Source organism: Streptomyces sp. LE64 (genome assembly GCF_052606915.1).
The window spans coordinates 603969-625176 of sequence record NZ_CP199708.1 but is presented as its reverse complement, the minus strand read 5'-3'; the positions used below and the strand labels follow the sequence as shown (position 1 = coordinate 625176).

The window sequence follows — 21208 nt, the reverse complement described above, 5'->3', positions numbered from 1 at the left end:
ATGCCCCTGAGAGAGACCCTCGCCCGCGTCGACGCGGACCTGACCGCCGGCCGGATCCCGATCGCGCGGCAGCGCCTGCGCGGTCTCGTTTCCTCCTTCCCGCAGGACCTGGCGCTCCGTCGGCGACTGGCCGGGGTGTACCGGCTCTACGGCGACGCCGCCGAGGCGGGGCGCTGGGCGTACCTGGAGGAGGACCGTGCGGCCGGGGAGACCGCCGCCTTCGAGGCGCGGTACGGCTCTCCCGCCTGGCGGATGAAGGCCCTCGCCTGGCGCGGCCCCGAGACGGAGGCCGCCACCGCCTTCGCCCGGGAACAGCTGGTCGCGGTACGGACCGCCTGCGCCGAGGAGGTGGGGCGCCCCGTCGACTGGGACGACCCCGCCTCCTACGAGAGCGGGCTGGACGCGGAGCGCGAGGAGCCCTCCCACCCGTGGACCGTCAGCGGTGTGCTGGCCGGCCTGGGCTGCCTGGTGGTGGCCCTCGCGTTCCTCGCGGTCTGGGTGAACGGGCTCGTCGCCCTCGTCGACTGATCCGCGCGGACGGGCCGGGGGTCAGGGCCGGGCGTCCCGCGGCGCGGCCTCGCCCGAGGGCGCGGCCGGGGCCGTCCGGTCCGCGGAGCGCAGCACCCCCGCGAGGGCGATCAGGCCGAAGGCCAGGACGGTCACCAGCCCGAACGACACCACCAGGCTCGTCAGATCGGCGAGGGTGCCGATGGCGGAGGGGGCGATCAGCCCCGAGGTGTAGGTGATGGTGGCGACCCCGGCGATGGCCATGCTGGCGTTCGGGCCGCTGCGCCCGGCCGCGGCGAAGGCCAGCGGAACGACCACCGCGACGCCCAGCCCGAGCAGGGCGAACCCGCCCATGGCCATCGCCGGGTGGGCTGCGGCCACCACCATCAGACCGCCCACCGCGGCGAGCGCACCGCCCGCCCGTACGGTGCGCACGGCGCCGTAGCGGTCGACGATCCGGTCGCCCGCCAGCCGGGCCACCGCCATGGTCAGGGTGAACGCGGTGGTGGAGGCCGCCGCGAGGCCGGCCGAGGAGCCGAGGACGTCCCGCAGGTAGACGGCGGACCAGTCCAGGCTCGCGCCTTCCGCGAACACCGCGCAGAAGCCGACCGCGCCGATCAGCAGGGCCGAGCGGGGCGGGAGGGCGAACCGCGGCGGTGCCGCCTCGTCCGCCGCGGGCCGGACGTCCAGCACGCGGCGGCAGGCGACGAGGCCGAGCAGGGTGAGGACCGCGGCGGCCAGGGCGTGGTGCACCCGTGCGTCGACGTCGAGCTGGGCGGCCAGGGTGCCGCCGGCGGAGCCGATCAGGGCGCCCACGCTCCACATGCCGTGCAGCCCGGACATGATCGAGCGGCCGAGCCGGTTCTCGACCTCGACGCCCAGGGCGTTCATCGTCACGTCCGACATGCCGGAGGTGGCGCCGTAGACGAAGAGCGCCAGGCACAGCGTCAGCAGGTTCGGCGCGAGGGAGGGCAGTGCCAGGGACAGCGTCCACAGCGCCAACAGGAGGCGCAGGGCGGTGCGGGCGCCGAGCCGGTGACTGACCCGGCCCGCGAGGGGCATCGCGAGGGCGGCGCCGATCGCCGGGAAGGCGAGGGCCAGGCCCAGTTGGCCGGCGCTCACGCCGGCGTGGTCCTGGATCCAGGGCACCCGGGTCGCGAAGGAACCGGTCACCGAGCCGTGGACGCAGAAGACGGCGGCCACCGCGTACCGGGCACGCCGTACCGATGTCGTGTCATGGGCCGTTCCGCCCCCCGATTTCCCCATGCGCTGCTGCCTCCCGTGGTGATGTGCGGCCCTGGCCGTTTCCGTTGCCGGGGCCGTTGGTTTCCGGTCGTTCCGGTGGTCCGGGCGTAAACTATCAGGAACCCTGCCTGATAAATAGTCCCCGCGGACACCGGGTCGGGAGCGCCCGCGGACCGGTGGGCGACGTCTGGAAGGATCGGCCCCATGTCGGCAACACCGAGCACGGCCCGCGCCATCAACGACCGGCTCGCCCTGGGGCTGCTCCAGAGCGAGGGTCCGCTGACCGCAGGTCAGCTCAAGCAACTCACCGGACTCTCCCGTCCCACCATCGCCGACCTGGTGGAACGCCTCCAGGAGAGCGGGCTGATCAGCGTGGTGGGGGAGTCCGGCGCCCAGCGGCGCGGCCCCAACGCCCGGCTGTACGGGATCGTCGCCGACCGCGCCCACCTCGCCGCGCTCGACGTCCGCCAGCACGGCGTCTCCGTGCTCGTCGCCGACCTCCTCGGCCGGGTGCTCGCCGAAGCCTCCGCGCCCGTCGGCGCCGACCCCGGGACGGCGCCGACCCGGGCGGTCGCCCTGCTGGAACGCACCGCCGAACGGGCCGGGGTCGCCGCCGTGCACACCGTGGGCGTCGGCGCGCCGGGACTCGTCGACCCGGCGACCGCCGAACTGCGCTCCGGCGGCGGACTGCCCACCTGGCACCACGCCCTGCTGACGGCCCTTCACCAACGCTTCCCGGCCCGGGTGACCGTCGAGAACGAGACCAACCTCGCGGCCCTCGCCGAGCTGCGCGAGGGCGCCGCCCGGGGCCGGGACACCTTCGTCCTGCTCTGGCTCGGCCAGGGGGTGGGCGCGGCGGTCGTCCTCGACGGGGCGCTGCGCCGGGGCGCCTCCGGCGGCGCCGGCGAGATCGGCTTCCTGCCCGTTCCCGGCACCGGCGCCCTGCCGTCCGTGACCTCCTGCGGGGGCGGCTTCCACAGCCTGGCCGGTTCCGGTGCCGTCGTCGAACTGGCCGCCCGCCACGGAGTGACGGCCACCCCCGACGGAGCCGAACCGCACGCCGCGGCCCTGGTCCGCGCGGCCGTCGCCGCCGGCGGACCCGACGCCGACGGCCCGCCCGCGCCGGCCGACGCCTTCCTGGACGAACTGGCCGGCCGGATCGCCGTGGGCGCGGCGGCGGTCACCGCCGTCCTGGACCCCGGGTGCGTGGTCCTCGGCGGTGAGGTCGGCCGGGCCGGCGGGGCGGTGCTCGCCGAACGGGTCGGGGCGCGGCTCGCGACGCTCTCCCCGCTGCGCACCGAGGTGCGGGCCGGGGAACTGGGCGGAACGGCGGTGCTGCGCGGCGCCCTGTGCACCGCCCGGGACGCCGCGCAGGACGAGCTGTTCGCCCCTCAGCCGACCGCGGTGGACGGGGTGAAGGCCCTGGTCAGGAACTCCTCGAAGGTCTCCCGGCCGATCGCGCGGTCCGGCGTCAGATGACCGCCGGCACGGAGCGCCCGCCCCACCTTCCCGAGGAGCGGCACCGCCACGACCGGCCGTCTGCGTCCGCTCGCCGCCAGATAGGCCGCGGCCAACTCGTCGAGCCCCCGCACCTCGGGCCCGCCCAGATCGGCCACCCGCCCGGCCGGGGCCCCGGCCGCCAACTCGGCCAGCCGGTCGGCGACCTCGCCGGCGGCGATCGGTTGGACTGCCACGCCCGCCGGCACCAGGAGGACGGGCGGCTTGGCCAGCCCGGCCAGCAGGGTGCGCACCAGGTCGTGGAATTGCGTCGCCCGGAGGATCGTCCAGCCGCTCCCGGACGCCTCGACCATCCGCTCGACCGCCCATTTCGACCGGTAGTACCCGAGGGGAACCCGGTCGACCCCGACGATCGAGACGTAGACCAGGTGCCCGACCCCGGCGCGTCGGGCGGCCTCGATCAGCCGGCGCGCGGCGAGTTCGTCCCCGTGGCGCCCGCTGGCGCAGTGCACCACCACCTCCGCGCCGTCGAGCGCCGCGTCCAGCGGTCCGGTGCCCTTGACCAGGTCCACCGGATAGGGCTGGGAGCGCCGGCTGAGCACCCGCACCTCCTCGCCGGCGCCGCGCAGGCGCTCCACCACTTGTCTGCCGAGCGTGCCCGTGCCCCCGGTCACCACCGTCGTCATCGCGCAGCCGCCTTCCCTGGGAGGTCGGCGGCCGGTGCGACCGCCCCCACCACTGAGGACCATCGGACCGGTGCACCGCCGGCAGCCGCGCCGCGGGCCCCTCGTTCGCCCGGGGGCGGAACCCGAACGGGGCACCCGGCGGACGCTTCGCGGACCCGGCGGCGGACGGGCCGTGCGGTCCGTCGCCGGTCCGGAGGGGCCTTCCGGGGTCGGGTCGAGCGAGGGAAGCCCCACTCGACCCGTCAAGGGATGATCCGGACGTAATCCAAACGAAGGAGTCGGAAAGGGAGTTGACGGCTCCGCCGTGGCGTCGACGCACCTCGTGCGCCCCTTGTGAGCCAGTCCACAACCGTCCGCCCGCATGGCCCGGCGGTGGCGTGGCAGACTGGTTGCGTACCAGTAGCAGCGCACTCCGGGGTCGGTGAAAGTCCGAGCCGGCGGTTACAGTCCGCGACCCGGTCACCTCCAGTGACCGGTTGACCAGGTGAGATTCCTGGACCGACGGTGAAAGTCCGGATGGGAGGCAGTGCGCGACGGGCGAGCACGTCAACCGTGCGCCGCCGACGGTTCCACCCGTGTCCAACGGGGGGCCGCGGCCGTGCGTTTCCGGTGTGCCGCGTCCGTACCCTGTCGCCTTCGACAGCCCCGGAGTCCGTGCCCGAAGAGGCAGGAGGACCCGGTGGCCACCGCAGCCGAAGCAACCGCCATGCAGCGCGCCCTCGCGCTCGCCGCGCGCGGACTCGGCCACACCAGCCCCAACCCCGTCGTCGGCTGTGTGCTCCTCGACCCGCACGGCACCACCGTGGGGGAGGGCCACCACCAGCGCGCCGGCGGCCCGCACGCCGAAGTGCACGCCCTGCGCGCCGCCGGCGACCGGGCCCGCGGCGCCACCGCCGTCGTCACGCTCGAACCCTGCGACCACACCGGACGCACCGGCCCCTGCTCCCGGGCACTCATCGAGGCCGGGGTCGCCCGGGTCGTGTACGCGGTCGCCGATCCGACGCCCCAGGCGACCGGCGGTGCCGAGACCCTGCGCGCCGCCGGCGTCGAGGTGGCCCACGGACTGCTCGCCACCGAGGCGGAAGCGGTCAACGCCGCCTGGCTGACCTCGGTGCGGCACGGGCGGCCCCACACCACCTGGAAGTACGCCGCCACCCTCGACGGGCGGACCGCCGCCGAGGACGGCAGCAGCCGGTGGATCAGCTCCGCCGCCTCCCGCGCCGACGTCCACCGACTCCGGGCCGAGGCCGACGCCGTCGTCGTCGGCGCCGGCACCGCCCGCGCCGACGACCCGCACCTCGCGGTCCGCGGCGTCGACGGGGCCCGGCAGCCGCTCCGGGTCGTCGTCGACACCACCGGCACCGCGGTGCGCCCCGGCGCCCGCGTCCTCGACTCCGCCGCACCCACCCTGATCGCCGTCGCCGAGGACGCGCCCCCGCCCCCGCACACCGCCGAACTGGTCCGACTGCCGCGGGCCGCCGGCGGGCTGTCGGTCCCCGCCCTACTGGCCGCCCTGCACGCCCGTGGCGTGCGCTCGGTGCTGCTGGAGGGCGGTGCCCGGCTCGCCGGAGCGTTCGTCGCCGCGGGCGCCGTCGACCGGGTCGTCGGCTACCTCGCCCCGGCCCTGCTGGGCGCCGGCCCCTCCGCGCTGGCCGGCGCGGGAATCACCACGCTCGCGGACGCGCTGCGCCTCGACGTGACCGAGGCCGTCCGGATCGGCACCGACCTGCGGATCACCGCCGCACCCGCCCCCGTCACCCCCGTCCACCCGAAGGAGTACTGAACCGTGTTCACCGGAATCGTCGAAGAGCTGGGCGAGATCACCGCAGTCGAGGAGCTGGACGAGGCATCCCGCTTCCGGCTGCGCGGTCCGGTCGTCACCCGGGGGGCCCGGCACGGCGACTCCATCGCGGTCAACGGCGTCTGCCTGACCGTCGTGGACCTCGACGGCGACGAGTTCACCGCCGACGTCATGGCCGAGACGCTGAAGCGGTCCAGCCTCGGCGCCCTCACCACGGGCTCCCGGGTGAACCTGGAACGCCCCACCGCGGTCGGCGGTCGGCTCGGCGGCCACATCGTGCAGGGCCACGTGGACGGCACCGGCACGGTCCTGGCGCGGGAGCCCTCCGCGCACTGGGAGGTCGTCCGGATCGCGCTGCCCGCCGGACTCGCCCGCTACGTCGTGGAGAAGGGCTCCATCACCGTCGACGGGGTCAGCCTCACCGTCGTCGAAGCGGGCGACGACTTCTTCACCGTCAGCCTCATCCCCACCACCCTCGACCTGACCACGCTCGGCGTGAAGCAGCCCGGCGACCCGGTCAACCTGGAGGTCGACGTGATCGCCAAGTACGTCGAGCGGCTGCTGGAGGCCCGCGGAGGCACCCCATGAGCGGCGGCTGGCTCCAGAGCACCGCCTTCACCGTCTTCGACCAGCGCGTGATCTGGTCCGACCTGATCGGCAACTCCATCGGCCTGGTCGCCCTGGCGCTCGGCTGGCGCCGCTCGGTGTGGACCTGGCCCGCCCAGCTCCTGGCCGGGCTGATCCTCGTCACCGCCAACGCCACCGCGGAACTCGCCGGCGGCGTCGGCAAGCAACTCGTGGTGATCGGCGTCGCCCTCTTCGGCTGGTACCGGTGGACCCGCGGCGGCCACCGGGCCCGGGACGGCGGCGTCGCCGTCCGCTTCGCCACCTGGCGGGAACGCGGACTCCTCCTGGCGGGGACCGGGCTCGGCACCCTCGCGGTCGGTCTGCTCTTCGCCTCCCTCCCCGAACTCTCCTGGAACCCGTGGCCCGACGCCTACGTCTTCGTGGGCACCATCGCCGCCATGGTCGCCCAGGCCCGCGGCCTGGTGGAGTTCTGGTTCGCCTGGCTCCTGGTCGACCTCGTGGGCGTCCCGCTCGCCTTCGCCAGCGGCCTCGCCTTCTCCGGCCTCGTCTACGTCCTCTACTTCGCCCTGGCCCTGCTCGGCCTGCGCGACTGGTGGCTGCGCTCCCGAGCGGCGAGCCGGCCCCCGCTGAAAGGAGCTCCCGCATGACGGGACAGTCGACAACCGCCCCGACCGAGCGGCGGCTTCCGGCCCCGTGGCCCCGGGACGACCGGCCCCTGCCCGAGGAGCAGCGGTTCGCCCTCGACCCGGTGGAACGGGCCGTCGCGGACATCGCCGCCGGGCGCCCCGTCGTCGTGGTGGACGACGAGGACCGCGAGAACGAGGGCGACCTGGTCCTCGCCGCCGAGAAGGCCACCCCCGAGATCGTCGCCTTCATGATGAGCGAGTGCCGCGGGCTGATCTGCGCCCCCATGGAGGGCGACGAGCTCGACCGCCTCCGCCTGCCGCAGATGGTCGACCAGAACACCGAGTCCCTGCGGACCGCCTTCACCGTCTCCGTCGACGCCACCGCCGCCCACGGCGTCACCACCGGGATCTCCGCCGCCGACCGCGCCACCACCCTGCGCCTGCTGGCGGACGGGGTGTCCGCACCCGAGGACTTCGCCCGGCCCGGACACGTCTTCCCGCTGCGCGCCCGCCCCGGCGGCGTGCTCGCCCGCAACGGCCACACCGAGGCCGCCGTCGACCTCGCCCGCCTCGCCGGACTGCGGCCCGCCGGGGCCATCGTGGAGATCGCCGGCGAGGACGGCCGGATGCTCCGGCTGCCCGAACTCGTCCCGTTCGCCCGCAAGCACGGCCTCGCGATCATCTCCATCGAGGACCTGATCGCCTACCGCCGCGCCCACGAGGAGCCCTCCCCCGTCCGCCGCGAGGCCGCGGTCCGGCTGCCCACCGCGCACGGCGACTTCACCGCCTACGGGTACCGGGCGACCGCCGACGGCGTCGAACACGTCGCCCTGGTGCACGGGGAGGTCGGCGACGGCCGGGACGTCCTGGTGCGCGTCCACTCCGAGTGCCTCACCGGGGACGTGTTCGGATCCCTGCGCTGCGACTGCGGCCCCCAGTTCCGGGCGGCCCTGGAACGCATCGCCGCCGAGGGCCGCGGTGTCCTGGTCTACCTGCGCGGTCACGAGGGCCGCGGCATCGGGCTGATGTCCAAGCTGCGGGCCTACGAACTCCAGGAACGCGGCCACGACACCCTGGACGCCAACCTCGAACTGGGCCTGCCCGCCGACGCCCGCGACTACGGGGCCGGCGCCCGCATCCTCAAGGACCTCGGCGTGCACAGCCTGCGCCTGCTCACCAACAACCCCGACAAGACCGACGCCCTGGTCCGGCACGGCCTCGCGGTGAACGGCCGGGAGCCGATGCCCGTCCAGGCCGGCGAACACAACCTCCGCTACCTGCGCACCAAGCGCGACCGCATGGGCCACGACCTGCCCTGGCTCGACGCCCCCGCCACCCGGGCCTGCGCCAACCAGTGACGCCGCCCCCGGTGACCGGTAGAACGGGCACCGACGGGCACGACCGCACCACCATGACCACCGACATGACGAGGAAGAGGAGCAGCGCGTGAGCGGCAAGGGCGCACCCGAACTGAGCGTGAAGAACTGCGGCGACCTGAGGGTCGCCGTCATCGCCGCCCAGTGGCACGAGAAGGTCATGGACGGACTGGTCGACGGGGCCCTGCGGGCCCTGCGGGAACTGGGCATCGACGAGCCCACCCTGCTGCGAGTCCCCGGCAGCTTCGAGCTCCCCGTGGTCGCCAAGGTGCTCGCCGGCCGGGGCTACGACGCGATCGTCGCCCTCGGAGTGGTGATCCGCGGTGGCACCCCGCACTTCGACTACGTGTGCCAGGGCGTGACCGAGGGCCTCACCCGGGTCGCCGTCGACTCCGGCGTCCCCATCGGCTTCGGCGTCCTGACCTGCGACACCGAGGAACAGGCCCTGGACCGGGCCGGCATCGAGGGCTCCCGCGAGGACAAGGGGCACGAGGCGGTCACCGCGGCCGTGGCCACCGCCGCCACCCTGCGCACCGTCTCCGAACCCTGGCGCTGACCAGCGGTTGTCCACGGGCCGTTAGGGCCGCCCCACGGCCTTCCCGTAGAGTGGTCCCACCATGTCCAAGAAGACGTTCGAGGAGCTCTTCACGGAGCTCCAGCAGAAGGCCGCCCACGGCGACCCCGCCACCTCGCGCACCGCCGAACTGGTCGACAAGGGCGTCCACGCCATCGGCAAGAAGGTCGTCGAGGAGGCCGCCGAGGTCTGGATGGCCGCCGAGTACGAGGGCAAGGAAGCCGCTGCCGAGGAGATCTCCCAGCTGCTCTACCACGTCCAGGTGATGATGGTGGCGCGCGGGATCTCCCTCGACGACGTGTACGCCCATCTGTAGAGCGCGCACCGCCGCGCGCTCGTCCACTCGCTCCGCGCGCCCGCGGGACGCGCCCGAGGTCCGGGCCCGCCCCGCGGGGCCCCGCGCCCGACGCTCCGCCCGCACCGCCGCTCCCGACACCCGTCGTCGTCACACGCAAAGGAACTGGCCTCATGCTGCGCATCGCCGTCCCCAACAAGGGTTCACTGTCCGGACCTGCGTCGGCGATGCTCCATGAGGCCGGCTACCAGCAGCGGCGGGAGTCCAAGGAACTCGTCATCGTCGACCCGGTCAACGAGGTCGAGTTCTTCTACCTGCGCCCCCGGGACATCGCGATCTACGTGTCCTCCGGGCGCCTGGACATCGGCATCACCGGCCGTGACCTCCTGGTCGACTCCGACGCCAACGCGGAAGAGATCCTCCCGCTCGGTTTCGCCCGCTCCACCTTCCGCTTCGCGACCCGCCCCGGCACCGCCGCGGGCGTCGCCGACCTCGGCGGGCTGACCATCGCCACCTCCTACGAGGGCATCGTCGCCAAGCACCTCGCCGACCACGGCATCGACGCCTCGGTGGTGCACCTCGACGGTGCCGTGGAGACCGCGATCGAACTCGGCGTGGCCCAGGTGATCGCCGACGTCGTCGAGACCGGCACCTCGCTGCGCAACGCCGGCCTGGAGGTGTTCGGCGAACCGATCATGACCTCCGAGGCCGTCGTCGTCCGCCGCACCGGCGCCGAGGCGGAGGAACCCAAGGTCCAGCAGTTCCTCCGCCGCCTCCAGGGGGTCCTGGTCGCCCGGACGTACGTGATGATGGACTACGACTGCCGCGCCGAACACCTGGAGCAGGCCGTCGCCCTCACCCCCGGACTGGAGTCGCCGACCGTGTCCCCGCTGCACAACGAGGGCTGGGTCGCCGTCCGGGCGATGGTCCCGGCCAAGGACGCCCAGCGGATCATGGACGACCTCTACGCCCTGGGGGCACGGGCCATCCTCACCACCGCCATCCACGCCTGCCGCCTCTGAGCGGCCACCGTCCGGAAGAGACAGGGATCATGTCCGACACCCCCGCCCCGGCCCCCGGTACCCCGTCCCCGCACGCTCAGGACGGCCCGGCGGCCGGCGGGGGCGCGCCGGCGCCCGCCCTGCCGGTCACCTTCCGGCCCTCACTGATCCGGATCGTCCTGCTCGTCTCGGGCGTCGCGATCCTCGCCGTGCTCACCGTGATCGCGGTCGTCCTGCCCCACCTCAGCCCGGGCGAGCGCACCAGCTTCGTCTTCACCGGAGTGCTGTGCCTCGCCGGGCTCGTCCTGCTCGGCCGGCCCAAGATCGTGGCCGACGCCCAGGGCGTGACCGTCGTCAACATCGCCTCCTCGCGGCGGCTGGAGTGGGCCCAGATCCTCCAGGTCAACCTGCGGCCCGGCGACCCCTGGGTGTTCCTCGACCTCAGCGACGGCACCAGCCTCGCCGCCATGGGCATCCAGCCCGGAATGGCCCGCGAGCGCGCCATCGCCGACGCCCGCGCCCTCCGGGCCCTGGCCCGGGAGCACGGCACCGGCCACCGGCCCTGATCCGGCTCAGGCCCCCGCCAACGGCTTCCCGGGTCCCCGACCCGACAGCACCTCGCCGTACGCCTGCATCAGGTCCGCCAACCGGAGCGTGGCCAGGTCGTCCCGGCTCGGGAGGTCGGTGTAACCGGACAGCCGCAGGTCCCGGTAGGCGCAGCTCTTCTCGTACAGCGTCCGCAGGAACCGTCCGTTGCCCAACTCGTCGATCCACCCCTGGTCCACCACGTGGGCGCTGATGGACCGCAGTTCGTCCACCGCCTCCTCGTCCCACGCGTCCCCGTTCTCCGCCGCCAACACCTCGCCGATCGCGGTGAGTTCGAACGGACGGTACGAGGGGAAGTCCACCCGGGTGGTGAACCGCGACGACAGCCCCGGGTTGGTGGCCAGCAGCCGGTCCATCCCCTCCGGGTACCCCGCGAGGATCACCACCAGGTGGTCGCGGTTGTCCTCGGCGCGCTTCAGCAGCACCTGGAGCGCTTCGTCCCCGTAGGCGTCGCCCTTGCCGTAACCGGAGTTGGACAGCGCGTACGCCTCGTCCAGGAAGAGCACCCCGCCGATGGCGGAGTCGATCAGCTCGTTGGCCTTGACCGCGGTCTGCCCGAGGTACTCGCCCACCAGGTCGGCCCGTTGTGCCTCCACCAGGTGGTCGCCGCCCAGCAGCCCGAGGGCGTAGAAGACGCGGCCCAGTATTCGCGCCACGGTGGTCTTGCCGGTGCCGGAGGGCCCCGAGAACACGAAGTGCCGCTTGGGCGGCTGGACCGGAAGCCCCTGCCCGGCCCGGAGCCGGGCCATGTTCAGCTGGGCGGACAGGGCCTTCACCTGTCGTTTCACCGGGTCCAGGCCGACCATGCGCTCCAGCTCGGCGAGGGCGTCGGCCAGGAGCGCCGGATCGGCCGACGGACAGGGCGGCCGGTGCGGGGCGGGCCCGGCGGCCTTCTCCCGCACCAGGTCCCGCACCCCCGGTGCCCCGCCGACCGCGGGGTCCGGCGCGGGCTCGCCGACCTTCACGTCCCGGCCCTCCGCGTCGAACAGCGGATCCACTCCGCCGATGCCCTCGGCCCCGGCCCCCGGCGGTGCGAACGGCGTCAGGTCGAGGGCCTCGTCGAAACCCTCCTCGGCGATCGCGGCCAGCCGGGCCGAGGTGTCCATGAAGGCGGGGTCCACCTGATGGACCGCCCGGTACAGCGGGAGCGCCGCCGCACTGCGTCCGGTTCCCTCGCGGGCCCGGGCCAGCCAGTACCGCAACTCCTTGCGCTGGGGCTGTTCGCTGCGGCAGCGCATCAGCGCCGCCGCCAACAGCGGCTCGGCCTGGCCGAACATCTCCAGCCGGACACGTGCCATCCCGGCGAACAGACCCGCCTCGATGCCGAGCAACGGATCGTCGAGGAGGGGGTCGGTGTGGCGCGCCAACTGCTCCCAGTCCTTGACCAGGTACGAGCGGCACGCGTGCAGGAACCTCACCTGCGGGTCCGCGTCGACCGGGGGGAGCCCCGCGAGGGCGCGGTCCAACTCCGGTACGTGGCGGCCGTCGAGCCAGTGCGAGGCGTGCGCCAGCAGCAGGTCCCGCGGTCTTTCGAGCACCGGTTGCACCCACCAGCCCAACCAGTACCAGGAGTTGAGGGTGCGTCGATGGCGGACGCGTTGTTCGCAGAAGCGCTCGCGGTGCTGGTACATCCGCAGCAGTGCGGTGGTGGTGTCCACCCGCAGTGCGTGCAGTCCGAGCCAACCGTCCGCCATGCCGGGGTCCAGTCGGACGGCCGTCTTGAACTCCTCTTCCGCCTGCGGATACGCGCCCATGGTGTACGCGTCCACCCCACGCAGCCACGCGAGTTCCGCCGGGGCCGGAGCGCCCTGGGTGCCGAAGTCCATCACGTCCCCCACAAGCCGTGCCCCCGATGATGTGCCGGTGCTCGCCGGTGCCAGGCGGTACCGGCCATTGACAGTTCAAGTTCCCCTGTCGACCCGTGTGGAACCGCTGTGCCGTGGACGGAAGTTGAGTCGGTGCGTCGAGCAGCCCGTCCGGTTGGCCGCACCGCACGCATCGTACCCGCGAGAAGCGGTCGGATCTAAGGGTGCCCGCAATGCCGGCTATGCGAGGGACGCGGAGATGGAGGGATCGGTGACCGAGGGTGAGCGGTCCTCGCCCCCTCGTGCTTGCTCAAGGGGCGAAGGGGACGCATGGTGCAGGACGGAGCCCCCGGTCACGGGGGAACGACCGGGGGCTCCGCGGAGGTGGGCGACCCGAAAGGCCGCACATTCAGAACGTAAGACCTCCGCGCCCCCGGGTCAAGCAGCGAGGAGAGGCCGACGAAAACCGCTTTCCGGGCGCTCGTCACGTCCGTCCACGGCTTCTGCCGCGCTTCACTCTCCGTGAGGGATTCTCGCGCGACGAGAATTCGCCCGTCACGCCGGCCCCGCCATCACCTCGTACCCCGAGGGCACCTGCCGCACCAGGAGATCGGCGGTGGGGCGGGTCGGGTCCGCCGCGAAGTGCTGTCGCTCCGCGCGTACCCAGCCGTGCCAGAACTCCTCCTGCTCGGGACCGTCGCGGAGCCGTCCACGGGCCCAGGCCGCCTCGGGCGGGCACTCCATCCACAGCACCCGTGCCAGTCCCGGGCGCAGCTCCCGCCGTCCGGCGCCGACCCCTTCCAGCAGGACGACCGGGGCGGGGGCCAGGGTCCGGACCGCGCCGAACCCGCGTGCCGTCCAGTCGTACGGCGCGTACCGCGCGGGCTCGCCGCGCTCCAGCGGCGCGAGGACCCCGTCCACCAGCCGGTCGACCCAGGCGAAGGGTTCCCGGTGCGTGGCGAAGTCGTCCAGGTGGAGGACGGGCGCCCCGCCGAGGGCCTCGGCGAGCAGCGCGGCGAAGGTGGTCTTGCCCGATCCGGCGTGGCCGTCGATCGCGACCAGCCGCACCGCACCGCAGGACGGCGGCAACCGTGACAGCTCGGCGGCGAGCCGTGCCGGGGCCGGACCTGGGGGCGGGGGCGAGGCGGACATCCCTCCAGCGTAGGCCCCGGTGCGATCAGCCGACCGGACGCACCACCCAGTCGGGGTGGCCCGGCATGGCCGGCGTCCTCGGTCCGTACAGCCAGGGCCGCAGGAACGCGTCCATGTCCTCACCGGTGATCTCGGAGGCCAGCGCGATGAACTCCCGGGTGCCGGCGACGCTTCCCCGGTAGCGCTGGGCCCAGGTCCGTTCGACGGCGCGGAACGCGCTCTCGCCCACCCGTTGGCGCAGCGCGTACAGCACCAGGGCCGAGCCGTCGTAGCGCATCCGCTTGAAGAGGTTCGGTTCGGTGGGTTCGGCGGGTGCGCCGAAGTCCCGTCGCCACTGGTCGTGCTGCTCGTACGCCGCCTTCATCGCCGTGTGCAGGGCGGTGCCCCCGTGGTCCTGCGAGTACAGCCGCTCGTAGTACCGGGCGTGGCCCTCGCTCAGCCAGAGGTCGGACCAGGTGCGGATGCCGTTGCTGTTGCCCAGCCACTGGTGGGCCAGTTCGTGGACCAGGTTCCGTTCGGCCGTGACCCGGTCGCCGAGCAGGTCGGCCTTGGGCACCAGGGAGAGGGTCTGGGTCTCCAGGGCCACCCCCAGGTCGGTGTCCCCCACCAGGACCCCGTAGCGGTCGAAGGGGTAGGGGCCCAGCCGCTCGGTCAGCCAGTCCAGGTGCTCCGGGGTGAGCGCGCGGTACTGCGCGGTGGGCCCCACCAGGGCGTCCGGCACCGCGTCCCGGATCGGGAGGCCGCCCGGGCCCCGGTCCGTCACGAAGGTGAACCGTCCGATCGCGACCTGGGCGAGTTGGACGGCGAGGGGCCGTTCGGAGTCGTAGGTCCAGCGGATCCGGCCGTCCGGGCGCTCGCTGCGTTCGACGAGCCGGCCGCCGGCGACGGCCTCCACGTCCGGCGGCGTGGTGATCCGGAAGGTGATCCGGGCACGGCGACTGGGGTGGTCGTCGGCGGGGAAGACCATGCGGGCCCCGTTCGGCTGCGGATACAGCACGGTGCCGTCCGGGGTGGGGATCCAGCCGTACGCCTCGATGGCGTCGGTGCGGTGCCGGGTCTGGGTGGGGTCGGCGGTGTAGCGGACCACCACGGTGAAGGCCCGGCCCCGGGCCAGCGGGGCGGCCGGGGTGACGACGAGTTCGTCGCCGTCCCGCTCGGTCCGTGCGGGACGGCCGTCGACGGTGACCGAGTGCAGGGTGTTCCCGGCGAAGTCGAGGTGGAAGCGGGACAGGGCCTGGGTGGTGCGGGCGCTGAGGGTGGCGGTGGCCGGGAAGGCGGTGCGCGGTGCGCGCCAGTCGAGGTCGACGAGGTAGCGGCTGACCCGGTAGCCGCCGTTGCCGTCGAGCGGGAAGAGCGGGTCGCCGGCTCCCGGCGCCCCGGGGCTGGCCGTCTCGGTGCCCGCGGACCGGGCCCCGCCGGCGTCCGCCGGCCAGAGCGCGCCGGTCAGGGAGGCCATCGCGGCGACCGCGACCACCAGGGGGGTGCGGACGCGGGCGCGTCCTCGAACGGGGTGCGCGCGCTGCTGGGTGATCGGTGTCACCGGGACCCTCCTCGTCGGTGCGCGGACCGGCGGTGGCGCACGGCGGTCGGCCGTGCCCGCGGTCCGCTCTCCCTCCCGAGTAGACCGGTGCGGGGGCGGCACCGTTGCCCGGCGCTACGGGGGCGGGCGCCCGGGATGGAGTGCGCGTCGAGTGCGCGCCCCCTTTGCGCGCCCCTGCGCTCTGGGTCCAGGGCCCCGGACGTGACCGACGTCTCTACCGGGGCGGGCGCCGCCGGTGGCACAGTGAAGGAACCCCCTCCGGGGGCCTCTCCACCGCGCGACGACAGCGAGACCCCATGACCGCGACCTCCTCCACGGCCCAGCCCGTCACCCGTACCGGCGGCCCCCGCCCGGACGGGCCCGCCGTCCTCGAACACGTCCTCGGCTGGACCCTGGTGGTCGTGATCGCGCTGCTGGTCACCCGCCTCGGCCTGATGTGAGCCACCGGGCGGCGGTCGGCTCCGGCCTCCTGCCGCCACCACCGGCGCCGCTGCCGGGGGCGGTCGCGGCCGGACGCCGGTGACGCCTGCCCGGCTCTGCCATACTGCCGGGTGTTCCGATGCCAGCGGGGAGGAACAGACCGCCTTTGGATACCACTCAGCAAGGGGCCGCGCGCGCCCGGCGGGCTCGGGCCGGGCGACCACGGGCCGCCGAACGCCCCTTCAGCCGACGGGAAGAACTCATCGCGATCGGGCGGAAGTTGTTCGCCGACACGTCCTACGACGCGTTGTCGATGGATGACATCGCCCGACAGGCGCATGTCGCCAAGGGGCTGATCTACTACTACTTCGGCTCCAAGCGGGGCTACTACCTGGCGATCATCGAGGACGCGGTGACCGCCCTCGTCGCCCGGGCCGGCAGCAACACCGAGCTTCCCGGACGCACCCGGTTGGAGCGCACCATCGACGGCTACCTGCGGTACGCCGAGCACAACCAGGCCGCGTTCCGCACGATCGTCAGCGGGGGCGTGGGCTTCGACACCGAGGTGCAGGCCATGCGGAACGGGGTGCGGGAGGCGATCGTCGACACCATCGCCGAGGGCGCCTACGGTCGGCGCGACGTCCCGCGGGTGGCCCGGCTCGCCCTGCTCGGCTGGCAGTGGAGCGTCGAGGGCATCACCCTGGACTGGATCGACCGACCGCATCCCTCGCGCGACGAGGTCCGGGAACTCCTGGTCGCCCTGCTCGTCAGCACCCTGGGCACGATCGCCGAGCTGGAGCCGGCCTGCCCCGCCCCGCCGCGGCCGGCGACCTGACGTCACATCACTTGGGCCGGTGCGGAACGGAAAGCACCGATCCCGTTCCCCGGGAACGTCGGAAGGGGCGGAGCCCGAAGGCCCCGCCCCTTTCCCGGTGACGACGGATCACCCGTGCCGTCCGGTGCCCACCGGGCCCGGTGCGGAGGTCAGTTGATCGCCTTGATCAACTCACCGTCGGCGGTGTCGCCGTTGAGTTCCCAGATGAAGGTACCCGCCAGGTTCTGCCGGTTCTTGTACGCCATCTTGGTGGCGATCGTCGCCGGGGTGTCGTAACTCCACCACTCGTTGCCGCACTTGGCGTAGGCCGTGCCGCCGACCGTGCCGGTCGCCGGGCACTTGGTCTTCAGCACCTTGTAGTCGTCGATGCCCTGCTCCCAGGTGCCCTGGGCGGGACCGGTGGCCGTGCCGCCGGGCGCCGACTGGGTGACGCCCGTCCAACCGCGGCCGTAGAAACCGACGCCGAGCAGCAGCTTGGACGAAGGGATGCCGAGGTTCTTCAGCTTGGTGATCGTCGCGTCCGAGTGGTAGTCCGGCCGGGGGATGCCGGGGTAGCCCGTGAGCGCCGAGTGCGGCGCGGTGGGGCCGGTCCGCGACCAGGCGCCGAAGAAGTCGTACGTCATCGGGTTGTACCAGTCGACGTACCGGGAGGCGCCCGCGTAGTCGGCCGCGTCGATCTTGCCGCCGGGGGAGGCGTCGGCCGGGATCGCCGAGGTCACCAGCTGGGAGCCGAACCGCCCGCGCACCGCCTTCATCAGGTCGGTGTAGGCGTTGCGCCCGCTGGTGTCGCAGGTCGCGCCACAGGCGTTCGGGTACTCCCAGTCGATGTCGATGCCGTCGAACACGCCGGCCCAACGGGGGTCGTTGACGAGCTGGTAGCAGGATTCGGCGAAGGCCGCGGGGTTCTTCGCGGCCTGGGCGAAGCCGGCGGACCAGGTCCAACCGCCGAACGACCACACCACCTTGAGGTGCGGGTTCTTCGCCTTCAGCTCCTTGAGCTGGTTGAAGTTGCCGCGCAGCGGCTGGTCCCAGGTGTCGGCGACGCCGTCGACGGACTGGGAGGCCGGGTACGCCTTCTCCAGCGCGGCGTAGGAGTCGCCGATCTGGCACTTGCCGTTCTGGACGTTGCCGAAGCCGTAGTTGATGTGCGTCAGCTTCGCCGCGGAGCCGGAGGTCTGGATGTTGTTGACGTGGTAGTTCCGACCGTAGACGCTCCACTCGGAGAAGTAGCCGACGACCTTGGAACTACGGGGGGAGAGCGGCTGCGCGTCCGAGGCGGCCCCGGCCGCGCTCGCGCTGTGCGCTCCGCCGAGCAGACCCGCCCCGAGGACCGCGCAACACGCGGCCGAGACGAGTGCCCGGAAACGGGCAGGACGACGTGACAGGGACATCGGATCACCTCGTGGGGGAGAGGGGACGGTGGGGGGGGAGTCCTGTTGGCGCACCGGCGGGCGACGCGTGCGCGCACCGGTGGACGGGGGCGAGCGCGTGGGGCGCTCGGGGGGAACAGTAGGGAGGACTGAACCGACGGGTCAATGGTGTGTACCAATTCCGGCCGCAGGGTCGGCCTGTTCGAAGATCGGGACCAGTGACGAACCGCCGTCGATCGGGCATACTCGGCGCGACGCGCCGCCGCTGTCGGCCGCCACCCGCCCCGTGATCCGGGACGGCTCCACGGCGGGCAGTGCCGCACCGTTGTGGACCCGGGCCGCGCCCAGACGCCGGACCGGTGCCACGGACCCCGCCGGAGGCGGGTCGCCGTACCCGTGGCGAGCGCCTCCGAACTGCCCGACAGGGAGGACCGCACATGCCCGACCACGTTCCGCAGCCCGTGGACCGGATCGCCCCCACGGACGAAGCCCGCGACCTGTTCGCACTCGTCCGGGAGCTCGCCCAGCGGGAGGTCGCCCCGACCGCCGCCGAGCAGGAGGAGGCGGGCCGCTTCCCCCGCGAGGTCTTCGCCCTGCTGTCCGAGTCCGGCCTGCTCGGCCTCCCCTACGACGCTGCGTACGGCGGCGGGGAGCAGCCGTACGAGGTCTACCTCCAGGTGCTGGAGGAACTGGCCGCGGCCCGGCTCACGGTCGGACTCGGCGTCAGCGTGCACACGCTCGCCTGCCACGCCCTCGCGGGCTTCGGCACCGAGGAGCAGCGGGCCGCGCACCTGCCCGCGATGCTCGGCGGGGACCTGCTCGGCGCGTACTGCCTGTCGGAACCCTCGGCGGGCTCCGACGCCGCCTCCCTGCGCACCCGGGCCGTCCGGGACGGGGACACCGGGGATTGGGTGCTCACCGGAACCAAGGCGTGGATCACCCACGGCGGGATCGCCGACTTCTACACCGTCCTGGCCCGCTCGGGCGGGGAGGGGCCCCGCGGGGTCACCGCCTACCTGGTGCCCGGGGACGCCCCCGGGCTGAGCGCGGCCTCCCCGGAGAAGAAGATGGGCATGAAGGGTTCGCCCACCGCGCAGGTCCACTTCGACGGGGTCCGGGTCTCCGACGACCGGCGCCTGGGCGCCGAGGGGCAGGGCTTCACGATCGCGCTGGCCGCCCTCGACTCGGGTCGGCTCGGCATAGCGGCCTGCGCGGTCGGCCTGGCCCAGGCGGCCCTGGACGCCGCCACCGGGTACGTGGTCCAACGGCACCAGTTCGGCCGCCCGTTGGCGGACTTCCAGGGGCTGCGGTTCCTCCTCGCGGACATGGCCACCCAGGTGGCCGCGGGGCGGGCGCTCTACCTCGCGGCGGCCCGGCTGCGGGACGCGGGGCGGCCCTTCGGGAAGGAGGCGGCCATGGCCAAGCTCCTGTGCACCGACACCGCGATGAAGGTGACCACCGATGCGGTGCAGGTGCTGGGGGGTTACGGATACACCACGGACTTCCCGGTGGAGCGGTACATGCGGGAGGCCAAGGCGCTCCAGATCGTCGAGGGCACCAACCAGATCCAGCGCATGGTCATCGCCCGTCACCTGGTGGGACCGGAGACCCGCTGATCCACGGGATCGAGCCGAAGCCGCCGGTGACGGCGGAGCCGGACTGGCCGGGACGCACCGAGGGTGCGGTGAGCCGCTCCCATTCGGGGTCGGGCGCCCCGGGCAGGGTTCTTCCCTCCCGGCTCCACCGTGCCGACAGCGCCCGGTAGAGCGGCGGATCGGCGTCCGGGGCGGGCCGGGGGACCGGCGCCGGCCCCGAGCGGGACGGCACGGCGGAGAAGGGCGTCCGGTTCCGTGCCGATCGCCGCGGCAGCGGGGACCGCCTGAGCGGAACCGATTCTTCGGGTACGGCCGGATGTGCGAGGGGTGAGGTCATACCGTGGCCAACGGCACACGGCGGGGACGGTCACCCGCACCGGGGCTCGGGCATGAGTGCGAAGAGGTCCCCCGAGGGGGCATCGGGCGGCATCGGGGGTACCGGCGCCCGGGGAGGAACGCCGGGGAGTGGAACGGCCCGGTGGAACGGGGGTGCGTGGGACGGTGGGGTGGCGCGCCGGCGGTCTCAGGCCGCCGCGCTGCGCCGCATCTGCGGGAAGCGCACGGGGCGCGAGCCCGGGCCGCCGACGTGGGAGAAGGGCTGGGTCCGCCAGTCGAGCCCCTGGGGGAGGGCCAGCAGAACGGCGGTGTCGTGCTCCTGTGCCTCGCGGTCCCCGTCCGCGGGGCGGGCCACGGCGGCGGGACGGCCCGTCCCGGCGCAGACCTGGAGGCCGAACGGGTTCCAGGGGGTGGGGCACATCGCGTGCTCCGGCAGGACGTCCTCCTCGGCGAGGAGGGCGATGGGCCGGGCGCAGTCCGGGCAGATCACCCGGATCGTCCCGGCGCCGTCGTAGGCGTCGAACTCGTCTTCCGCGGAACCGACTTCGACGTCCTCCGGCTCGGGTTCGAACACTGCCTGCTTGACCCGGGACAGACGCCCGGGGCGCTTCACACTCTGCATGTGGGAACTCTCCCCCTCGATGGGTGGGCCGGGCGCTGGGCCCCGACCACAGCAAGCATTTCCCGTCCGATCAGGGCGATAATCGCCCGACGTGCGCAGACGCCTCCAACGGGCTGTGGCGTTCGTCACACTAATGGCTCAACGGCTCCCGGGGCGGGGGTCGTTAGCCGAACGGACCGCCGGGTGCGTCACCGATCGGTCTCGGAACGCGGGCGAACGCGCTTCCGGTATCCGCGACGATCATCGGAGCTGTAGGTTTCCGCCATGGAGGAGCTGGATCGTCAGATCGTCGAATTGCTCGTCAAGGACGGGCGGATGAGCTACACCGACCTGGGCAAGGCCACCGGCCTGTCCACTTCGGCCGTGCACCAGCGGGTGCGGCGGCTGGAGCAGCGCGGGGTGATCCGGGGGTACGCCGCGGTCGTCGACCCGGAAGCCGTCGGCCTGCCGCTCACGGCGTTCATCTCGGTGAAGCCCTTCGATCCCAGCGCACCCGACGACATCGCCGAGCGCCTCGCCGGGGTCCCCGAGATCGAGGCGTGCCACAGCGTGGCCGGCGACGAGAACTACATCCTCAAGGTCCGGGTGGCGACCCCGCGCGAACTGGAGCACCTCCTCGGCCGGCTGCGGAGCCTCGCCGGGGTCTCCACCCGCACCACGGTCGTCCTGTCGACCCCCTACGAGGCGCGACCGCCCCGGATCTGAAACGGGCCGCCGCCCCGTGGAGCGCGCTCGTGGCGGCCCCGGGTCCGGTCCGTCCCGGCCGGCCG

Annotated in this window: 21 protein-coding genes and 1 riboswitch; of the genes, 14 read left to right on the top strand and 7 right to left on the bottom strand. The window is 73.7% G+C overall.

Annotated elements, in window-relative coordinates; all coding sequences use genetic code 11:
• Positions 1-528, top strand: coding sequence for a DUF6584 family protein (locus tag ACSMX9_RS02660; protein ID WP_366114879.1), 528 nt, complete (start codon positions 1-3; stop codon positions 526-528).
• Positions 529-549: 21 nt separating this feature from the next.
• On the opposite strand, the gene ACSMX9_RS02655 is transcribed toward ACSMX9_RS02660, so the two are convergent.
• Entirely contained in the window at positions 550-1773 is a 1224-nt protein-coding gene (locus ACSMX9_RS02655) for an MFS transporter (protein ID WP_445399658.1), read from the bottom strand.
• 183 nt (positions 1774-1956) lie between these two features.
• On the opposite strand from ACSMX9_RS02655, the gene ACSMX9_RS02650 reads away from it, so the two are divergent.
• On the top strand, positions 1957-3231 hold the full coding sequence (locus ACSMX9_RS02650) for an ROK family transcriptional regulator (protein WP_445399656.1): 1275 nt from the start codon (positions 1957-1959) through the stop codon (positions 3229-3231).
• On the opposite strand, the gene ACSMX9_RS02645 is transcribed toward ACSMX9_RS02650, so the two are convergent.
• Entirely contained in the window at positions 3144-3896 is a 753-nt protein-coding gene (locus ACSMX9_RS02645) for an SDR family oxidoreductase (RefSeq protein WP_445399654.1), read from the bottom strand. The two genes, ACSMX9_RS02650 and ACSMX9_RS02645, sit on opposite strands and share 88 nt — an antisense overlap.
• Before the next feature lie 403 nt (positions 3897-4299).
• Positions 4300-4430, top strand: a riboswitch (FMN riboswitch).
• A gap of 145 nt (positions 4431-4575) precedes the next feature.
• Here ACSMX9_RS02645 and ribD point away from each other — a divergent pair.
• From ribD to ACSMX9_RS02605, 8 genes are all read left to right on the top strand, one after another.
• On the top strand, positions 4576-5679 hold the full coding sequence (ribD, locus tag ACSMX9_RS02640; RefSeq protein ID WP_445399652.1) for a bifunctional diaminohydroxyphosphoribosylaminopyrimidine deaminase/5-amino-6-(5-phosphoribosylamino)uracil reductase RibD: 1104 nt from the start codon (positions 4576-4578) through the stop codon (positions 5677-5679).
• A gap of 3 nt (positions 5680-5682) precedes the next feature.
• Entirely contained in the window at positions 5683-6285 is a 603-nt protein-coding gene (locus ACSMX9_RS02635) for a riboflavin synthase (RefSeq protein ID WP_366114874.1), read from the top strand.
• Complete coding sequence (gene pnuC / locus ACSMX9_RS02630; RefSeq protein WP_445399650.1) at positions 6282-6932, top strand: nicotinamide riboside transporter PnuC; 651 nt, start codon at positions 6282-6284, stop codon at positions 6930-6932. Before ACSMX9_RS02635 ends, pnuC begins: the two co-directional genes overlap by 4 nt.
• Positions 6929-8269, top strand: a complete 1341-nt coding sequence (locus tag ACSMX9_RS02625; RefSeq protein WP_445399648.1) for a bifunctional 3,4-dihydroxy-2-butanone-4-phosphate synthase/GTP cyclohydrolase II — start codon at positions 6929-6931, stop codon at positions 8267-8269. The genes pnuC and ACSMX9_RS02625 overlap by 4 nt, the downstream gene beginning before the upstream one ends.
• Before the next feature lie 88 nt (positions 8270-8357).
• On the top strand, positions 8358-8843 hold the full coding sequence (ribH, locus tag ACSMX9_RS02620) for a 6,7-dimethyl-8-ribityllumazine synthase (protein ID WP_445399646.1): 486 nt from the start codon (positions 8358-8360) through the stop codon (positions 8841-8843).
• Positions 8844-8904: 61 nt separating this feature from the next.
• Positions 8905-9177 (top strand): phosphoribosyl-ATP diphosphatase, encoded by a 273-nt coding sequence (locus ACSMX9_RS02615; protein ID WP_029383007.1) that lies wholly within the window; start codon positions 8905-8907, stop codon positions 9175-9177.
• A gap of 152 nt (positions 9178-9329) precedes the next feature.
• Positions 9330-10178, top strand: coding sequence for an ATP phosphoribosyltransferase (gene hisG / locus ACSMX9_RS02610; protein WP_445399644.1), 849 nt, complete (start codon positions 9330-9332; stop codon positions 10176-10178).
• 29 nt (positions 10179-10207) lie between these two features.
• Positions 10208-10723 carry a PH domain-containing protein gene (locus ACSMX9_RS02605; protein ID WP_445399642.1) on the top strand — a complete coding sequence of 172 codons (516 nt, stop codon included), beginning with the start codon at positions 10208-10210 and terminating at the stop codon, positions 10721-10723.
• A 6-nt stretch (positions 10724-10729) separates the two neighbouring features.
• Here the strand turns inward: ACSMX9_RS02605 and ACSMX9_RS02600 are convergent, their stop codons facing one another.
• The 3 genes from ACSMX9_RS02600 to ACSMX9_RS02590 all read right to left on the bottom strand — a co-directional run bounded on the left by ACSMX9_RS02600 (position 10730) and on the right by ACSMX9_RS02590 (position 15260).
• On the bottom strand, positions 10730-12589 hold the full coding sequence (locus ACSMX9_RS02600; RefSeq protein ID WP_445399640.1) for an AAA family ATPase: 1860 nt from the start codon (positions 12587-12589) through the stop codon (positions 10730-10732).
• A 534-nt stretch (positions 12590-13123) separates the two neighbouring features.
• Entirely contained in the window at positions 13124-13720 is a 597-nt protein-coding gene (locus ACSMX9_RS02595) for a uridine kinase family protein (protein WP_445399638.1), read from the bottom strand.
• A gap of 25 nt (positions 13721-13745) precedes the next feature.
• Complete coding sequence (locus ACSMX9_RS02590) at positions 13746-15260, bottom strand: M1 family metallopeptidase (protein ID WP_445399636.1); 1515 nt, start codon at positions 15258-15260, stop codon at positions 13746-13748.
• Positions 15261-15556: 296 nt separating this feature from the next.
• On the opposite strand from ACSMX9_RS02590, the gene ACSMX9_RS02585 reads away from it, so the two are divergent.
• Both ACSMX9_RS02585 and ACSMX9_RS02580 read left to right on the top strand, forming a co-directional pair.
• Positions 15557-15700, top strand: coding sequence for an SCO1431 family membrane protein (locus ACSMX9_RS02585; RefSeq protein WP_366114865.1), 144 nt, complete (start codon positions 15557-15559; stop codon positions 15698-15700).
• Positions 15701-15846: 146 nt separating this feature from the next.
• A complete protein-coding gene (locus tag ACSMX9_RS02580) occupies positions 15847-16515 on the top strand; it encodes a TetR/AcrR family transcriptional regulator (RefSeq protein ID WP_445399634.1) in 669 nt (222 codons plus the stop codon).
• Positions 16516-16664: 149 nt separating this feature from the next.
• On the opposite strand, the gene ACSMX9_RS02575 is transcribed toward ACSMX9_RS02580, so the two are convergent.
• Entirely contained in the window at positions 16665-17906 is a 1242-nt protein-coding gene (locus ACSMX9_RS02575; protein WP_445399632.1) for a glycoside hydrolase family 18 protein, read from the bottom strand.
• Between the two features lie 416 nt (positions 17907-18322).
• Here ACSMX9_RS02575 and ACSMX9_RS02570 point away from each other — a divergent pair, with 416 nt between their 5' ends.
• Entirely contained in the window at positions 18323-19501 is a 1179-nt protein-coding gene (locus ACSMX9_RS02570; protein WP_445399630.1) for an acyl-CoA dehydrogenase family protein, read from the top strand.
• A 502-nt stretch (positions 19502-20003) separates the two neighbouring features.
• On the opposite strand, the gene ACSMX9_RS02565 is transcribed toward ACSMX9_RS02570, so the two are convergent.
• Positions 20004-20438 carry a hypothetical protein gene (locus tag ACSMX9_RS02565; RefSeq protein WP_445399628.1) on the bottom strand — a complete coding sequence of 145 codons (435 nt, stop codon included), beginning with the start codon at positions 20436-20438 and terminating at the stop codon, positions 20004-20006.
• A gap of 264 nt (positions 20439-20702) precedes the next feature.
• Between ACSMX9_RS02565 and ACSMX9_RS02560 the strand changes: the two genes are divergently transcribed.
• Positions 20703-21143 (top strand): Lrp/AsnC family transcriptional regulator, encoded by a 441-nt coding sequence (locus ACSMX9_RS02560; RefSeq protein WP_351240646.1) that lies wholly within the window; start codon positions 20703-20705, stop codon positions 21141-21143.
• The last annotated feature ends 65 nt before the right edge of the window (positions 21144-21208 follow it).

Excerpts from the sequence above, each read along its gene's own strand:
- ACSMX9_RS02585 (WP_366114865.1), top strand. The coding sequence starts at position 15,557 with ATGACCGCGACCTCCTCCACGGCCCAGCCCGTCACCCGTACCGGCGGC.
- ACSMX9_RS02645 (WP_445399654.1), bottom strand. The coding sequence starts at position 3,896 with ATGACGACGGTGGTGACCGGGGGCACGGGCACGCTCGGCAGACAAGTG.
- ACSMX9_RS02605 (WP_445399642.1), top strand. The coding sequence starts at position 10,208 with ATGTCCGACACCCCCGCCCCGGCCCCCGGTACCCCGTCCCCGCACGCT.
- ACSMX9_RS02660 (WP_366114879.1), top strand. The coding sequence starts at position 1 with ATGCCCCTGAGAGAGACCCTCGCCCGCGTCGACGCGGACCTGACCGCC.
- ACSMX9_RS02575 (WP_445399632.1), bottom strand. The coding sequence starts at position 17,906 with ATGTCCCTGTCACGTCGTCCTGCCCGTTTCCGGGCACTCGTCTCGGCC.
- hisG (WP_445399644.1), top strand. The coding sequence starts at position 9,330 with ATGCTGCGCATCGCCGTCCCCAACAAGGGTTCACTGTCCGGACCTGCG.
- ACSMX9_RS02560 (WP_351240646.1), top strand. The coding sequence starts at position 20,703 with ATGGAGGAGCTGGATCGTCAGATCGTCGAATTGCTCGTCAAGGACGGG.
- ACSMX9_RS02565 (WP_445399628.1), bottom strand. The coding sequence starts at position 20,438 with ATGCAGAGTGTGAAGCGCCCCGGGCGTCTGTCCCGGGTCAAGCAGGCA.
- ACSMX9_RS02600 (WP_445399640.1), bottom strand. The coding sequence starts at position 12,589 with ATGGACTTCGGCACCCAGGGCGCTCCGGCCCCGGCGGAACTCGCGTGG.
- ACSMX9_RS02570 (WP_445399630.1), top strand. The coding sequence starts at position 18,323 with ATGCCCGACCACGTTCCGCAGCCCGTGGACCGGATCGCCCCCACGGAC.
- ACSMX9_RS02615 (WP_029383007.1), top strand. The coding sequence starts at position 8,905 with ATGTCCAAGAAGACGTTCGAGGAGCTCTTCACGGAGCTCCAGCAGAAG.
- ACSMX9_RS02655 (WP_445399658.1), bottom strand. The coding sequence starts at position 1,773 with ATGGGGAAATCGGGGGGCGGAACGGCCCATGACACGACATCGGTACGG.
- ACSMX9_RS02650 (WP_445399656.1), top strand. The coding sequence starts at position 1,957 with ATGTCGGCAACACCGAGCACGGCCCGCGCCATCAACGACCGGCTCGCC.
- pnuC (WP_445399650.1), top strand. The coding sequence starts at position 6,282 with ATGAGCGGCGGCTGGCTCCAGAGCACCGCCTTCACCGTCTTCGACCAG.
- ACSMX9_RS02625 (WP_445399648.1), top strand. The coding sequence starts at position 6,929 with ATGACGGGACAGTCGACAACCGCCCCGACCGAGCGGCGGCTTCCGGCC.
- ACSMX9_RS02595 (WP_445399638.1), bottom strand. The coding sequence starts at position 13,720 with ATGTCCGCCTCGCCCCCGCCCCCAGGTCCGGCCCCGGCACGGCTCGCC.